We start from the raw sequence: 13,392 nt of genomic DNA, 5'->3' as shown, positions 1-13,392 counted from the left end.
GCCGAACGGCCTGTCCGCGCGGAAGCTACCACGCCCCGTCGCCCCGAGGACGCCGCTTCCTTTCTCCCGGGGCTTCGGCTTCGGTACACTCCGCCGCCATGCACTCTCGCGTCCCTGTCCTCGCCTCGCTCGCGCTCCTCGTCGCGACGACGCTGACCGCCTGCGGCGACGACAAGTCCAAGACGGGCGCCGCCCCGAGCGCGACCGCCTCCGCCGCAGCAGCACCGACGGAACCCGCGCCGCCGCCCAAGCCGAAGACGATGCCCGCGCTGATCGTCGACTCGCTCGGCCCGTACATCGGCCAGATCCGCGTCGACATGAAGCAGGAGAAGTGGCCGGAGAAGCTCACGGCGGCGGTGAAGGATCTCCCGATCAACGGGCAGCAGGTCACGCTGATCGCCGAGAAGAAGGCGCGCACGCCGGACGTCGCCGCGGTCGTGGCCGAGCTCGGCCGCGCAGGCGCGCCGACGATCCTGATCAAGACCGACGGCCGCGACGACGTGCCGAAGGAGCTGCTCGTCACGCCGCCGGACAAGGTGTCGAACCCGCCCGGCTGCTCGGTGACGGTGATGGTGCTGAAGGACCTCTCGACCGCGGTGTGGCCGTTCAAAGGCGGGCTCGGCAAGAAGCAACGCAAGGGGTTCGCGGGGCCCGATCTCTCGAACACGGGCGACGCGATCAAGAAGGACCTCGCGATCTGCGACTCGTCGTTCGCCTTCTTCTCGGCCGACGACACGGTCTCGTGGGAGATGGCCTATAACCTCGCGGGCACGCTGAAGGTCGTCGATGAGAAGAGCGACAAGAAGAAGATCGATACGCTCGTGCTCCTCGGCGAAGCCCCCGTCGCAGGCAGGGCCGTCACGCTGAAGAAGTGACGCGCGCAGGCCTCGCGAGGTGCTCGCGCGCGAGCGCGAGGATCCCCAGGGCAAACACGTGCCCCCACAAGACGCCCGTCGCGAGCCGCGCCGGATGGAAGAGCGGGCGCAGGCGGAGGTCCTGCGTGATCACGTCGGCCAGCATGATCACGCTCGCGATGAACCCGTAGCCGAGGCACGCACGCACGCTCCATCGCGGCCGCGGGAACAACCCCGCCGTCACGAACCCCGCGAAGATGCCGGCGCAACGGCTGCAAAGCGGCATCAGCACGCCGGCGAGCGCGAGCGTGCGCTCGGGTTTGAGGTGACACACGGGCGCGAAGAGCAGGTAGAGGAGCTCGCCCGTCTCGGGGCTCGTCACGCGGCGCGCGAAGGGCGCGAGGAACGGCGCGACGCCGACGAAGCAGAGCAGCCCGCGGAGGACACGCTCGAGCGTCAGCCCCGCGCGGGCGGCTTCTTGCCGAGGCGCGCCATCACTTCCTGCAGGTCGGTCCATACTTCGCGTTTCGCCGACGGCTGCCGGAGCAGGTAGGCCGGATGGAACGTCGGCATGACGGGAGTCCCGCGGTACATCTTCCACTTGCCGCGCAGCTTCGTGATGCCCTCGGTCGTGCCGAGCAGGCCCTGGATCGCCGTCGCGCCGAGCGCGACGATGTACCTCGGCCGCGCGAGCTCGAGCTGCGAGGCGAGGTAGCCCTTGCACGCCTCCATCTCGTCGGGCTGCGGCTTGCGGTTCTCCGGAGGCCTGCACTTGACGATGTTGCAGATGTAGACCTCGCCCGGCCGATACCCCATCGCGGCGATCATCTTGTCGAGGAGCTGCCCCGCAGGACCGACGAACGGCTCACCCGCGAGGTCTTCCTCCACGCCCGGTCCTTCGCCGACGAAACAAAGCTCGGACAGCGGGTTGCCGCGGGCGAACACGGTCTGCGTGCGCCGCTCGGCGAGGCGGCAACGCGTGCAGGAGGCGACCTCGGAGGCGAGGACGCGGAGCTGCTCGATACGCGCCTCGGGCGTGCGGGCCTCGGGGCGCGCTGCGGCAGGGCGCTGCGGCCTCTCGGCGGGCGGCGCAGGCGGCACGTACTGCGGCACCTGCGCGCGCTCGGGCGGCGGCGTGAACTGCGCGGGCTGCGCGAAGGTAGAGTCCGAGGGGACGGGGCGACGATCCGCGGCAGGCGCAGCCGCGCGCGGGTTGGGCGGCGGCGGCGCGGCGTGTGGTTCGGCCGCGGGATACGCAGGTTCTACGTCACGCGCAGGCGCGAGAGGCAAACCCCACGCGCCCGTACTGTCGTACCACTCGACGAGCGCGCGCACCGAGGTCGCGATCTCGAAGAGCTCGTCGCGCGGATCGGCGTGGGGCTCGTCCATCGAAGGCCTGCGTCAGTGACTTCCACCTTCTTGCTGCAAGAACCGCTCGGCGTCGAGCGCGGCCATGCAGCCCGTCCCCGCGGCCGTGACCGCCTGCCGGTACGTCCAGTCCTGCACGTCGCCCGCGGCGAACACGCCGGGCACGCTCGTGCGCGTCGAGCCGGGCACGGTCTTCAAGTAGCCGTTCGGGTGCGTCTCGAGCTGCCCGACGAAGAGCTCGGTCATCGGCGTGTGGCCGATCGCCACGAAAAACGCCGCGGCCGGAATGGACGACGTTTCGCCCGTCTTGAGGTTCTTCGCGACGATCCCCGTGACCTCGTCCTTGTCGACGCCGAGCACCTCGTCGACGACGTGGCTGTAGAGGATCTTGATCTTGGGGTTCGAAACGACGCGCTCGATCATCGCCTTGCTCGCGCGGAACTCGTCGCGGCGATGCACGAGCGTGACCGAGGAGCAGAGGCCCGCGAGGTAACTCGCCTCCTCCATCGCGGTGTCGCCGCCGCCGACGACGGCGACGTCACGGCCGCGGTAGAGCGCACCGTCGCAGACGGCGCAGGCGCTGACGCCCTTGTTCTTGAGCGCCTCTTCGCTCGGCAGGCCGAGGTAGTTCGCGCGCGCGCCCGTCGCGACGATCACGGTCTTGGCGAGGTAGAGCGTCTCCTCGACCCAGACCTTGAACGGCCGCGCCGAGAGATCGACCTTCGTCACGTCCGCCGTCACGATCTCGGTGCCCTGGTGCTCCGCCTGATCGCGGAAGCGCTGCATCAGCTCCTGGCCCGTGACCTTCTGCGGAAAGCCCGGATAGTTCTCGACGTCGGTCGTGAACATGAGCTGACCGCCGGGGATGAGCCCGCCCGCGTTGAACCCCTCGATGCAGAGCGGCTTCAGATTCGCGCGCGCGGCGTAGATGGACGCAGTCAGGCCCGCAGGGCCCGAGCCGATGATGATGACGTTGCGGACGGGTGTGTCGGTCATGCTGGCCCGGGTCATAGCGAAGGCGCGCGGCCGCGTCGATACGCGCGCGCCACCCGGACGAACGGAGGCGGGAAGGAGCGGCCGATCGGGGCCGAGGACTACTTCTTTTTCTTCTTCTTCGTGTCCTTCGGCGGCGGCGGCGGCTCGGGGGCGAGGCCGCCGTTGTACTCGCGGGCGACGTCGTGGAGGTAGGACTCGGTCGTGAGCTTCGGGAAGTCGGAGGCCGAGATCTTGTCGGTGGCCATCCGATGGGCCTTGTCCGCCTCGCGGCGCATGCCGTTCAGCGCGCTCTGGTAGATCCAGGTGCCGATCGCGCCGACGATGACGCCGCCGATGATGATGGCCGTCGAGCCCGCCGTCGGGATGATGGGATCATCCTTCGTGACCGCCGCGGCGATGGCCCAGCCACCCATGATGCCGTAGCCGACGCCCGCCACGATCATGCCGGTGGATCGCTTGCCGGCGTTCTCCTTGATGCCCTTCTCGTAGACGGACATCGAGTCCGCGTGGTTCTCACGGATCTCCAGGATGCGCTCCTCGAACGCACCCTCGAACGCCTGGTCGCGCGCGATGTGCAGCGCGCTGAGCACGTCGATCTGCTGCCGGCCCTGGTAGACGCCCCAGGAGTAGCCGCGGCGCGCGACCTGCTGGTTGCCGTAAATGCGGCTCGATCCGACGAGGCGACCCGACGCGTCGCGGACCTCCTGCTCGCCGAGCTCGACGCGCTCCGTGGTCGTGTACGTGAAGCTTTCGCCCTCGACCTTCAGGGGTTCGCCCGTCTTTTTGTGCTCAAACTTATAGTCGTATTCGTCCGGGGCCGTCGGCGGCGGCTTGGGAATGGCACAGCCGACAACCGCCAAACCCAGCCCAACCACCATCAACGATGCACGCGCGTTCATCCCTTCCTCCCGGACAAGTTCGTCCCCATGCGACGATAACCGTCGCATCGAAGCGCGCCGGCACGCCGGATGTCAATGTTCTCCGCACCCAGAACGTTCAGAATCGGTACGTGGCGCCGAGGGCGACCTCGTTCAGACTCGATTCCAGGCGCCCGCCATTGACGTTGTGAGGGCTGCGATAATTCGTCGTCGCGTCACCGGAGAGGCCGTAGACCTCGCCCCGGCCGCCGTTGTCGAGCGGCTCGAAGAAGGTGTGCTGGTAGGCGAGCGATACGTCGACGGGCCCGAGGCGCACGCTGCCGCCGCCCCCCACGCCGACACGGGCTCCGAGGTGGAAATCCGGGTTCAGGTAGGCAGGGTCCTGCCCGTTCGTTTCCAAAAACCCGCCGGCCCGCACCGCGAGGAAGCCCGGGATCACCACGAAGTCGCCGCCGAACCGCACGCCGAAGACGTTCTTCCACTTGTGCGGGATGTCGGCGTTCTGGGGGATCTCGCCGGGCGTGCCGTTCACGCGGATGCCCGGATCGAAGCGGACCTCCAGGTTGTCGACGACGCTGTTGTGCGCGTAGGTGAAGTCGACCTCGATGTCGAAGAGGTCTTCGGCGAGCGGATCGCGCACCTTGGCGCCGACCTTGGGCACGAGCGAGCCCGCGCGCAGCGGGTGGTGGTAACGGAAGCCGAGGCGCGCTTCGAGCGGGATCCTGAACTTGAGCGTGCCCGCGTCCTCGTCCTCGGTGATGTTGCAGTTCGCCGGGCCCGCCGGACAGGGGTTGTCGTTTTTCTGGCCGCCCGCGCGCCAGTAGAGCGATTCGAGCTTCACGCCGGTGCGCGTAGAGATCGCGTCCTGCCACTTGAACCACGCGCCGAGGTCGAGGCGCTTGTGCGGTGAGGCGAGGACACCCACGACGACGCCGGGCACGAAGCCGTCGAAGGCCGAGAGCGTCGACTTCACCTCCTGGTTGCCGGCGAAGTCGTCCCTCGGGATCTGCGAGGTCGCCTCGGTGAAGTTGACGAAATCGATCGAGGCGACGCCCCAGATGAAGCCCGCGCCGACGCTGAGCCAATCCTTGATCGCGTAGCTCACGCTGAGCGTCGGGTTGAAGATGAGCGAGTCGCTCTCGATGAGCAGGTGGCGCTGCGGCGCGGGCTGCGTGGTCGCGAGGCCGAGCTGGTTCGTGTACGGGATCGACTCGGGCCAGACGATCTTGCCGACGCCGTGCGGGCCCATGACGGACAGGCCGATCGCGAGCTTTTGCGTGATGCGGAAGTTCGCGGCGATCTGCGGGTTCGGGAAGGGCGAGGTGTCGGAGCAGACCGGGTCGGAGGGGCCGCCCGCCGCGCCGGGGCCCGGGATGCCGCCGCCCGGCGAGACGGGCTGGCCGTTCACGTCCCTGCGCGAGAAGCAGGTGTTCATGAACATGAGGTGCGCGCCGACGTGCACGCCCGACTTCTGGAACGCGAGGCCCGCGGGGTTGAAGTACGCAGCGAGCGGATCGTCGGCCCGCGCGACGTAGGTCGCGCCGCGGCCGAGCTGCACGACGCCATTGTCGGGAGAGTCGAGCCCCGAGGAGGCGCGCGCGACGCCCGCGCCCCCCAGCAAGACCGACCCCACGAACGCCCCCACGACGAGATTCCTCGCGCCCATCGCTCTGCCGCTCCTGCCGATTTCGATGCTGGTTTTACTTGTTGACCGGCGAGGCCTTCAGCGCAGCCTTGCCTTCCTTCGCGTACACCGTGAACTTCACGCGCGTCACGCCGTGACGCTGCACGAGCGCGTCCTTGTTGCGCTGCAGCGTCGACTTGAACTTCTCGAACGTCATGCCCGCCGTCTGCTCGCCGCACTGCTGCTTCATGGCGACGAACTCTTCGTAGACCCTCTGCCACTCGGTCAGCTCGTCGACCTCGTCCCCCTCCGCCGCGGGCGCCGCAGGCTCGGCTGCGGCCGCCTTCGGCAGCGGAGGCGGCGCCGCGGCCGGCGCGGGCGCGGCCTCGGGCTCCGGCTCGGGGATCGACTCCACCGGGTCCTGCGTCGTCGAGCCCGGGCGCGGCTTCGGCTTCGGGAGCGCCTTGGGCAGCGGCTTCGCAGCGGGAGCGCTGTTCGGGACCGGGATCGCGGTCGACGAGGTCTCGCCGGGGCCGGGCACGGCGAACGCGCTCATCGTGGGCGCGGCCGGGATCGGGCCGAGGACCTGTTCGAGATCGGCGGCGCGACGTGGCGCTCCGCCCTTGGCCGCGATCTTGTCGATGCCGTCGTTGATGTCGGAGGCGATCTTCTTGTACGCGCCGCGGAACTTGCTCGGCGCGAGCACGTCGACCTCGCCCTTCGCGAGGCGGATGGCCTCCTTGCCGAAGGTCGCGAGCGGCTGCGTGTGCTCGAGGACCGAGAAGAAGACGCCGACGCCCGCGAGCGCGAGGATCGCCACGATGACGAAGATCGTCGGGACGTTCTTCTTGTCGGTGTCGTCGGCCTTGTTGAGGAAGTCGAGCGGCGAGTCGACGGCGACCGCGAGGCGACCGACGGCATACCCCGCGCCGAGATCCCAGGCCTCGCCGGGCATACGCGCGTAGACGACGCCGAGGTGCGAGGCGATGACACGCGGCTCGCTGCGGCCCTTCTCCTGGTAGTCCTTGTTGTCTTCGAGCTGCTTCAGATCCTGCGTGATCTGATCGAGGTTCGCCTTGTCGAACCCTTCGGGGGCCCACGACGCGACGCGCGCGCCGTCGGCGTAGAAGCCGACCGCGGAGCCCGTGCGCTTCGAGACGCCCTGCGCGAACTTGTCGTCGACGATCTTCACGCCGATGACCGCGCCGACGGGCTCGCCGTTCACCTCGGCCTCGACGGGGCGCGCGACGACGCGATAGATGCGGCCCTTCCAGACCCACGCGTCGTCACGGATCCAGCCGTGCAGCGCGTCGGCGACGACGGGGTAGCCGCCGAGCTCCCAGTCCTCGGCGTGCTCGATGCCGACGGAGGCGATGACGCGGCCGCTCCCGTCGACGGCCCAGAGCGCGTCGAACTTGAGGTCCGCGGGGACGTCGCCGTCGAGCTTCTTCAGCGACTTCTTGGCCTCGTCGCGGATCTCGCGGCTCGGCTTGGCCTCGGGCGTGGCCTTCGCGAGTTGCCCGCGGAGCTCGGGCGCGAGCGCGATCGGGATGAGCGCGCTCGAACGGTTGCGCGCGTCGTCTTTGAGGTACCAACCGACGGCGCTCGAATCGGCGGCGAGCGAGTCGCTCATCGCGCGGAGGCCGGAGCGGTTGTACATCTGCGCGGCGAGCATCAGCGTGAACGCCGACACGCCGAGCAGGATGGCGAGGGCGAGGTACCAGAAACGGGACAGGATCATCGGCTCGTCTCCGCCTTCACTTGCTCGGGGTCACAGCGACGACGAGGGGCGCCTTGAGGGGCTGCTCGGTCGGGAAGGGCGTGATCACGACGTCGAGCTCCTGGCCCACGGGCTCGCCGTTGAAGTACGCGCGCAGCTTGTGCGGGCCGGGCTCGAGATCGATCGCGAAGTCGCCCTTGCGATCGGGGTAGGTCGAGGCGATCGCGCGCGGCTCGACGACGACCCACGAGCGGACGCTCGGCGCGAACTGATCACGAATCTCGTACTTGCCGGGCCCGGGCGGGGTCCACGAGCGGCTCTTGTTCGGCGCGGTCTCGACGGCGCCGAAGCCCTTGTTTCCCGTGTCGTAGAGCTTGTGCGGGAAGGGGTCTTTGTTCTCGAAGTTGATCTGCTGGCCCTCGGGCACGACGATCGTGACGGGGCTCGTGCGGCCGCCGGCGATGCTGACGGAGACGGGCACCTTCTGCGGTGTGCCCTTGTCGCCGAGCGCGACGATCGCGAGCTCTTTCGGCAGATGCCCCGTGAGGGTACGCACGTCGGGCCGCACCGTCGGGGAGGGCTCGCGGAAGGTGTAGCGACGAGCGTTCGGGTCCTTCGCCTCGTTCCACACGGGGTTCAGGAGCTTGTCGGCTCCGCTCAGCTTGCCCTTGGCCGTGACGGCGGCAAACGCAACGCCTGGGACGGTCAAGAGCACGAGCGCGACGGCCCCTCGGCGGAGCAGGCCGCGCAGGCGGCCGGAGTGGCTCGCCTTCGCCTTGGAAACGAGCGTGTCGAACGTGTCCATCGGAAGGGGGAAGCTACCGGAATGGCAGGGCAAACGGAAAAGAAAAGCCGCCAGGAAGGACGGCACGCTTGCCCTGTCACGCGAGCGTCAGACGGGTGGCGTGAGGACGACGGGAGGCGTGGACGTGGGCGGGCGCGCGACGGGTTTTGCTTGACAGAGGCGGGGGGAGTGATCCGTCAGGCGGCGCCTTGGCGGAGCGCGTCGAACCAGGCGCGGGCGGCGACGTCGTCGTCGAAGTAACGCACGGGGGCGTCCGCGATTTCGAGCTTGAGGAGGCGCGCGGCGCGGACGAGCGTCTCGGAGAGGATGCGCATGCTGTAGCTCGCCCCGATGACGGCCGCGGCGCGGACCATGCGCGGGTTGAACTGTCGGTTGAACTCGAGGCCGGCGCTGATGCTGATACGCGTGAAGGGCACGGAGGCGTCCGTCATGGAGAAGAGCCCGCCGGTCCGTGCTGCGGCCTCGTGGGTGAACGCGAAGACACGCTTGATTTCGTCGGTGCTCAGCTCACGGACGAGGCGAAACGAGACGATGTCGGGCGGCTCGAACCGAGCGACACCCGGAATGAGGTCGATGGGGGCGTCGAGGGAGTGCCCTGGCTCCCACAAGCCATAAGTGTCAGCCATTACACCGGTTGTAGCATGAGTGACGGCCAGGTGGTTCGCAGGCGTGCAGGGCCCCCGAGACAGGCAGCGGGAATGGGCCACACAACCAAACGTCGGCCCCCCGGAAGTGATAGATACGGATCTCATGTCCCGATGGCGCGAGACTTTGGTGCCGGCTCTCGTTCTCTTTTCCCTCCAGTCGATCACCGCATCTGCGTGCGGCGGCCCTGATTCATCCGCTGCGACTGCGTCCGGCAGCGGGGCAGGAGGAGCGGGGGGGACAGAGGGCGTCGACGAGGTGATCGTGGGAGCTGGAGGGTACGCGCCTCCCGATCCACCGGGCCCCAGGGATCCCGACGCAGTCGTCAAGGCCGCGATTTTCAGAGAGAGCTGCTACTTTCTCAGCGTTTATCCGCCTCCTGAAGTCAACCGGAGGATCATGGAGATCTATGATATCGTGCAATACGATCCTCTGGAGCGCGCGCTCGATGAGCGGGTCTCATGCTTCAAGGACAAGAGCAACGGGTGCAAGGCCGTAGAGGAGTGCCTCGGCGTCGCGAAGAGGATGGGGCACCCGTGCAGCGATTTCGCATGCGTCGACGGCGTCGCGACCCGCTGTTCCGAGGGTACCGGACTCGACGACTTGCTGGATTGCGAATGGCTCGGCCTGGAATGCCGTGGTGAAAGCCCGTGGTGCTACTCCGCTGGTGAGCCGTGCGATTCGACCTATGCCGCCAATTGCAAGGATGGCGTGCCCTACGAGTGCCGGTACGAGCGAGTCACCCGTGGACTCGACTGTCCCGCCTACGGGCTCCAGTGTTACGCATCCACGGAGGGCCCTTACGATACGGCTGGCTGTGGAATTCCGTTCAAGGGGAACTGTGGCGACGTCGTGACCGAGGGCGCATTCAGAGTCCTCGACTGGCATAGCGGCCTGAGCTGCGTCGATTCCGCCACGGTGATGACGTGTTTTAACCGGAGCCAGTTGCCGCGCGATTGCACGGCCGTCGGCGAAGGCTTCACGTGCCAGCCGGCCAAGGACCTCGCGCAACGACAGTACGCGTATTGCGGACTGGCGTCGGAGTGTCAACCAGGAGACCCCAGGGTAGCGACGTGCGAGGGGGATTCCCTTGTCGTATGCAACGCCGGGCGCATCGAGAAAATCGACTGCAAGAGCCTGGGCTTCGATAGCTGCAACGCTGAAAAAGGAACGTGCAGCCCCGCGATTCGCGACTTCGACCTGTAATCGGGGTCGTTCGACTTACTCAGCCACCACCGGCTTGCAGCAGAACACCGCCGGATCGATCGCCTTGATCTCCCCGGTCACCGCGCCGCCCGAGGCGACACACGTCCCGGGCTCGTTCTGGGCCCAGGACGCGCTGACACCCTGGATGTTTGTCGACATGCCTGGATCCGCACACGAGCCCATCTCGTCCACGGGCGCGGCAATCATGGTCACATCCCCACAATCCGCCTGCTGATGCAGGCTCACGACCGAAAGACACACCGCATCCCCGGCCGGCGCGCATTCACAAGGCGTGCATCCTCTCCCTTCGTCGACATCCGCATAAAAAACGAACGACTCCGGGAATCCCGCAGGGCACATCGCCCCCTCCGGCGTCGCGCCTTCGAGCCGCACACACGAGCGGAACCGCGACGGCAGCTCGTCCTCGCGAATGCCGCAGGGCTCACCAGGCGGACACATCGCATCGTCCGCATGGCGACATGCTCGCGCCGTCGTCTCCCACATCGACGACGAGCCGAAATGCGGCGGTGGGGGGAGCGGATCCTCCGCGACGGCGCATCCGCCTACCTCGGTCGGCTCGAAGGAATAGGAGCCGACGTTCGAAATGGGAATCGAAGAGGCTTGACAAGCGCCGTCCCATGCGGGGGGAGGATCCGCCGCGCCGAGGATCGGACCCGTGCACGCGTCGCCTCCCCGCGCGTGGACGGGCCCGAAGGAGCAGACCGGGTCGGTGCACCGGCATTCGGGGCACGCGTGCGGCGCCACGATGCCCGCGCCGCCGTTGAAGTCCGCCTTGGGCAACCCCGTTGGGCAGGCGGGCACCACGCGCTCTTCGCCGAACCAGAGCGCCACCGGGACGGCTTTGATGCCCAAGGCCACGTCGGCGCACGTCGCGCCGCAGGCCATGGGCTTCTTCTCGTCGTTTTCGTGGCAGGGATCGGGGTTACCGTCCTTGTCCTTGTGGTCGTAGTCGGGATCCTCGCAGGTAAAGACGTACGACGTGTTGTCCTCGTCGTCCGCGTCCCAGCACGCGTTACAGGCCAAACCCATGAAAACACAGATGATTGCTGTTCGATGATTGGTCACGAATACCTCCCTGGCCCCGTCACTCCAGCACGGAACCGTCTTCGGCGATCTTTTTGATTGTCGTCAGATCGGCGAGCACCTCGACCGACAGGACACCCGAGATGGGCGTCGATGACCAGCGCTGGTCCTCGCGCTGATTCACGATGAGGGTGTGCACGCTGTCCGGGATCTGCGCGGTCACGGCCGTCCGGATCCAGAAGCGGCCCCCCAGGTGGAACACCTTATCGAGCCCGAGGCGCGCGTGAAACCAGTTGTTCCCGCCATGGTTCCACGGGGCCCCAGGTCGATCGTTGAAGAACGCGCCGCCGCTGAGGGAAAAACCCACGACGACCCCCAGCGGAAATCCCGCGAGCACCAGATCGCCCCCGACAGCGACGTGCGCGCCCTCGATGGGCAGGCCGTACAACGTCGCAGGCGAAACCGTGCGATGGTAGGAGCCGAAGAACCAGAACCCGCCGCCCTCGTAGCGAGCCCCGATCCGGGCGCCGCCCCCAGCGCTCACAAGGTTCGGAAGGTGCCCCCCGAACAGAAGACTCGGCCCGGCCCCGACCGCGAGCATGGTCGGAGCGTCCGGTATCAGGCGGTTGGCCGTGGGCTCTTCGCCGCGGACGAACCGGGTCGCGAGGAGAACCGAGAGCACGACGGCAAGCGGCAGGGGCCTCATTCCCCGGACGCTGCCGTAGGTTTGTCTGCGCGTCAAGGGGGTTTTCCCGCGTCACCACCTGTTTGTCCGGTCATGCGAGACTCCCGCTCCATTGCAGGGGGGCCGGCCCACGTGCGCGCCCGTGGGCCGGCGCTTCGCGGCAAATGTGTCAGTCGTCGTCACACGAGAAGCGCGCGAGGAACTTCTCGGGCCAGTCGCTATAACGCTTCTTGGTCTTCGACCTCTCCCGCTCGATGCATTCCCGGCACTTGTCCTTGCACCCCAGCCGCTTCCAGAGGATCGCGGCATAGCAAAGCTCGAACGTATCTTCACCAGGATCGATGAACCGGTCCTCCTTCCTGCGGGGCTGCGAGAAGAACTCCGCGACCGCTCGTTCGTCCCGGAACCGATCGAAGAAGGGCAGGGCCGCGACCTCTACGAGCCTCCGCAGTTCCTGCCCTACCTCGTCGTCCTTCTCGGGCCCATCGGAGGACGTGAGATTGTACCACCTGTCGCCCGTCGGCGTCAGCATTCCGGGCCGCACGTTCGGGAGTCCGGCCGCTGCCTCTGGTGCCTTGGGTTCTTCGAGGCTCGGATTGGCGAACGCCTGGAAGAGCCCTGGCACGTAAACCCCACAATTCGTGGTGAAGCTATGTTCGTCGGCCGTGTTGTAGGAACTCCCCTCGTGATTGAAGAGGTGCTGGACGCTCCCCATGTCCCGCACGTAGACGATCCCTCGTTTCTTGAAGCCCGCCGCATGGAGCGTAGGCGTGACCCACGTCTTGAAGATGTGGCTCCTTCGGTTCTGCAGAACTCGCTTAGGGGTCATAATAGATCACCCGTCCCTTCTTGCCCGTGGCGGCTTCATACTTCTTGATCTGGCGCTTTCCTGCTTCTATGCCCGTCGGCGTGTTCGGCTTCAACTCGATCGGGTTCCTCTTTGGCGTGAGCGCGTCGGGTACCACGTATTTACCATCCGGCCCCATGATGCGCTTTTCGGCTCTCCACCCCTTTGCCTCTTTCTCCTCGACCTTCTTCTTGAACTCCTTGTGCACCTCCCTCCCGCGCTTGGTCGCCGGCGTCTCGCCTCCCCGCTTCGGTTTGGCCGGCGGTGGCGTGTCCGCCGCGCTCCCCTTGCCCCCCTGCCCTGCCGCACCCCCGTTCGGCTTCCCGTTCGGCTTGGTCCTCGTCTTGACCGTCGACTTCGGCGCCGGCTGCGGCGAGCCACTCCCTGTTGACAAGGACTGCCCATTGTGCTTCCCGGCGGGCTTCTTCGGGTCCTTCGGCTGGAAGTTCTTGTGCCTCGCATGGCAAACGCCCTGGAGGCACTCGTAGGCCCGATCGAGCCGCGCCAGCTCCTCCGGGGTTTGGCTCCAGGTCTCGTACCGCCATACCTCACCCGGTCGCACCTCGCTCGGGTCCTTCGGTACGGGCGCGGGCGCCTCGACCGGGCGAGGTTGGTTCTCCGCGACAACCTGCTCCGTGCGCGCCCGGTGGACGAGGACCCTCGTGCAGACCCCCGCGCCCGTGCCACCGCGTCGCCTCGTCTGGCCCGGCTCCCGATACG

General features: G+C 67.6%; 13 protein-coding genes and 1 pseudogene. 2 read left to right on the top strand and 12 right to left on the bottom strand.

Annotation, left to right across the window (positions count from 1 at the left end; genetic code table 11):
- Nucleotides 1-98 precede the first annotated feature (98 nt).
- Entirely contained in the window at nucleotides 99-875 is a 777-nt protein-coding gene (locus E8A74_RS38310; protein ID WP_136934062.1) for a biopolymer transporter ExbD, read from the top strand.
- Here E8A74_RS38310 and E8A74_RS38305 read toward each other — a convergent pair.
- From E8A74_RS38305 to E8A74_RS38270, 8 genes are all read right to left on the bottom strand, one after another.
- Entirely contained in the window at nucleotides 859-1,371 is a 513-nt protein-coding gene (locus E8A74_RS38305) for a DUF2085 domain-containing protein (protein ID WP_136934061.1), read from the bottom strand. The genes E8A74_RS38310 and E8A74_RS38305 overlap by 17 nt on opposite strands.
- Nucleotides 1,311-2,243, bottom strand: coding sequence for a uracil-DNA glycosylase (locus E8A74_RS38300; protein WP_136934060.1), 933 nt, complete (start codon nucleotides 2,241-2,243; stop codon nucleotides 1,311-1,313). The genes E8A74_RS38305 and E8A74_RS38300 overlap by 61 nt, the downstream gene beginning before the upstream one ends.
- Before the next feature lie 12 nt (nucleotides 2,244-2,255).
- Nucleotides 2,256-3,218, bottom strand: a complete 963-nt coding sequence (trxB, locus tag E8A74_RS38295) for a thioredoxin-disulfide reductase (RefSeq protein WP_136934059.1) — start codon at nucleotides 3,216-3,218, stop codon at nucleotides 2,256-2,258.
- A 98-nt stretch (nucleotides 3,219-3,316) separates the two neighbouring features.
- Nucleotides 3,317-4,117 (bottom strand): hypothetical protein, encoded by an 801-nt coding sequence (locus E8A74_RS38290; RefSeq protein ID WP_136934058.1) that lies wholly within the window; start codon nucleotides 4,115-4,117, stop codon nucleotides 3,317-3,319.
- A gap of 97 nt (nucleotides 4,118-4,214) precedes the next feature.
- Nucleotides 4,215-5,762: an OmpP1/FadL family transporter gene (locus E8A74_RS38285; protein WP_136934057.1), complete on the bottom strand. Its 1,548-nt coding sequence runs from the start codon at nucleotides 5,760-5,762 to the stop codon at nucleotides 4,215-4,217.
- A gap of 34 nt (nucleotides 5,763-5,796) precedes the next feature.
- Complete coding sequence (locus tag E8A74_RS38280) at nucleotides 5,797-7,461, bottom strand: MXAN_5187 family protein (RefSeq protein WP_136934056.1); 1,665 nt, start codon at nucleotides 7,459-7,461, stop codon at nucleotides 5,797-5,799.
- Between the two features lie 16 nt (nucleotides 7,462-7,477).
- A complete protein-coding gene (locus E8A74_RS38275; protein ID WP_136934055.1) occupies nucleotides 7,478-8,245 on the bottom strand; it encodes a cupredoxin domain-containing protein in 768 nt (255 codons plus the stop codon).
- A gap of 176 nt (nucleotides 8,246-8,421) precedes the next feature.
- Entirely contained in the window at nucleotides 8,422-8,871 is a 450-nt protein-coding gene (locus E8A74_RS38270; protein ID WP_136934054.1) for a hypothetical protein, read from the bottom strand.
- Between the two features lie 418 nt (nucleotides 8,872-9,289).
- On the opposite strand from E8A74_RS38270, the gene E8A74_RS38265 reads away from it, so the two are divergent.
- A complete protein-coding gene (locus tag E8A74_RS38265) occupies nucleotides 9,290-10,096 on the top strand; it encodes a hypothetical protein (RefSeq protein WP_170229690.1) in 807 nt (268 codons plus the stop codon).
- A gap of 15 nt (nucleotides 10,097-10,111) precedes the next feature.
- Here E8A74_RS38265 and E8A74_RS38260 read toward each other — a convergent pair whose 3' ends face one another.
- The 4 genes and pseudogenes from E8A74_RS38260 to E8A74_RS38245 all read right to left on the bottom strand — a co-directional run.
- Entirely contained in the window at nucleotides 10,112-11,146 is a 1,035-nt protein-coding gene (locus E8A74_RS38260) for a hypothetical protein (RefSeq protein WP_136934052.1), read from the bottom strand.
- 55 nt (nucleotides 11,147-11,201) lie between these two features.
- Nucleotides 11,202-11,882: a hypothetical protein gene (locus E8A74_RS38255; RefSeq protein ID WP_136934051.1), complete on the bottom strand. Its 681-nt coding sequence runs from the start codon at nucleotides 11,880-11,882 to the stop codon at nucleotides 11,202-11,204.
- Between the two features lie 112 nt (nucleotides 11,883-11,994).
- Nucleotides 11,995-12,654: a DUF4304 domain-containing protein gene (locus tag E8A74_RS38250; protein WP_136934050.1), complete on the bottom strand. Its 660-nt coding sequence runs from the start codon at nucleotides 12,652-12,654 to the stop codon at nucleotides 11,995-11,997.
- Nucleotides 12,644-13,392: pseudogene (locus E8A74_RS38245) on the bottom strand (hypothetical protein); the annotation flags it as partial. The pseudogene E8A74_RS38245 and the gene E8A74_RS38250, both read right to left, overlap by 11 nt.

Origin of the sequence: Polyangium fumosum (genome assembly GCF_005144585.1) — a bacterium.
GTDB lineage: Bacteria > Myxococcota_A > Polyangia > Polyangiales > Polyangiaceae > Polyangium > Polyangium fumosum.
This window is presented reverse-complemented; position numbering and strand designations above follow the sequence as displayed.

Coding starts and splice junctions, on each gene's coding strand:
- E8A74_RS38275 (WP_136934055.1), bottom strand. CDS start 8,245: ATGGACACGTTCGACACGCTCGTTTCCAAGGCGAAGGCGAGCCACTCC.
- E8A74_RS38305 (WP_136934061.1), bottom strand. CDS start 1,371: ATGGACCGACCTGCAGGAAGTGATGGCGCGCCTCGGCAAGAAGCCGCC.
- E8A74_RS38250 (WP_136934050.1), bottom strand. CDS start 12,654: ATGACCCCTAAGCGAGTTCTGCAGAACCGAAGGAGCCACATCTTCAAG.
- E8A74_RS38300 (WP_136934060.1), bottom strand. CDS start 2,243: ATGGACGAGCCCCACGCCGATCCGCGCGACGAGCTCTTCGAGATCGCG.
- trxB (WP_136934059.1), bottom strand. CDS start 3,218: ATGACCGACACACCCGTCCGCAACGTCATCATCATCGGCTCGGGCCCT.
- E8A74_RS38270 (WP_136934054.1), bottom strand. CDS start 8,871: ATGGCTGACACTTATGGCTTGTGGGAGCCAGGGCACTCCCTCGACGCC.
- E8A74_RS38310 (WP_136934062.1), top strand. CDS start 99: ATGCACTCTCGCGTCCCTGTCCTCGCCTCGCTCGCGCTCCTCGTCGCG.
- E8A74_RS38280 (WP_136934056.1), bottom strand. CDS start 7,461: ATGATCCTGTCCCGTTTCTGGTACCTCGCCCTCGCCATCCTGCTCGGC.
- E8A74_RS38260 (WP_136934052.1), bottom strand. CDS start 11,146: ATGGGTTTGGCCTGTAACGCGTGCTGGGACGCGGACGACGAGGACAAC.
- E8A74_RS38285 (WP_136934057.1), bottom strand. CDS start 5,762: ATGGGCGCGAGGAATCTCGTCGTGGGGGCGTTCGTGGGGTCGGTCTTG.
- E8A74_RS38290 (WP_136934058.1), bottom strand. CDS start 4,117: ATGAACGCGCGTGCATCGTTGATGGTGGTTGGGCTGGGTTTGGCGGTT.
- E8A74_RS38265 (WP_170229690.1), top strand. CDS start 9,290: ATGGAGATCTATGATATCGTGCAATACGATCCTCTGGAGCGCGCGCTC.